Genomic DNA, 1195 nt, shown 5'->3' on the forward strand with positions numbered 1-1195 from the left:
ACGACGCTCTTCCGATCCGTTCGCTGCCGCAGCTTCGGTGCATGGTTTAGCCCCGTTACATCTTCCGCGCAGGCCGACTCGACCAGTGAGCTATTACGCTTTCTTTAAATGATGGCTGCTTCTAAGCCAACATCCTGGCTGTCTGGGCCTTCCCACATCGTTTCCCACTTAACCATGACTTTGGGACCTTAGCTGGCGGTCTGGGTTGTTTCCCTCTTCACGACGGACGTTAGCACCCGCCGTGTGTCTCCCGTGATAACATTCTCCGGTATTCGCAGTTTGCATCGGGTTGGTAAGCCGGGATGGCCCCCTAGCCGAAACAGTGCTCTACCCCCGGAGATGAATTCACGAGGCGCTACCTAAATAGCTTTCGGGGAGAACCAGCTATCTCCCGGTTTGATTGGCCTTTCACCCCCAGCCACAGGTCATCCGCTAATTTTTCAAAATTAGTCGGTTCGGTCCTCCAGTTAGTGTTACCCAACCTTCAACCTGCCCATGGCTAGATCACCGGGTTTCGGGTCTATACCCTGCAACTTAACGCCCAATTAAGACTCGGTTTCCCTCCGGCTCCCCTATACGGTTAACCTTGCTACAGAATATAAGTCGCTGACCCATTATACAAAAGGTACGCAGTCACACCCCGAAGGGTGCTCCCACTGCTTGTACGTACACGGTTTCAGGTTCTTTTTCACTCCCCTCGCCGGGGTTCTTTTCGCCTTTCCCTCACGGTACTGGTTCACTATCGGTCAGTCAGGAGTATTTAGCCTTGGAGGATGGTCCCCCCATATTCAGACAGGATACCACGTGTCCCGCCCTACTCATCGAGCTCACAGCACATGCGCTTTTGTGTACGGGGCTGTCACCCTGTATCGCGCGCCTTTCCAGACGCTTCCACTAACACACATGCTGATTCAGGCTCTGGGCTCCTCCCCGTTCGCTCGCCGCTACTGGGGGAATCTCGGTTGATTTCTTTTCCTCGGGGTACTTAGATGTTTCAGTTCCCCCGGTTCGCCTCATTAACCTATGGATTCAGTTAATGATAGTGTGACGAATCACACTGGGTTTCCCCATTCGGGTATCGCCGGTTATAACGGTTCATATCACCTTACCGGCGCTTATCGCAGATTAGCACGCCCTTCATCGCCTCTGACTGCCAGGGCATCCACCGTGTACGCTTGATGGGAAGAGCGTCGTG

The 1195-nt window shown here is 53.8% G+C and carries 1 rRNA gene; it reads right to left on the reverse strand.

The window, feature by feature from the left end:
- Positions 1–1189 (reverse strand): 23S ribosomal RNA (locus CRT23_RS29005); the annotation flags it as partial.
- Between the last annotated feature and the right edge of the window lie 6 nt (positions 1190–1195).

Origin of the sequence: Methylobacterium sp. V23 (genome assembly GCF_002917135.1) — a bacterium.
Classification (GTDB): Bacteria; Pseudomonadota; Alphaproteobacteria; order Rhizobiales; family Beijerinckiaceae; genus Methylobacterium.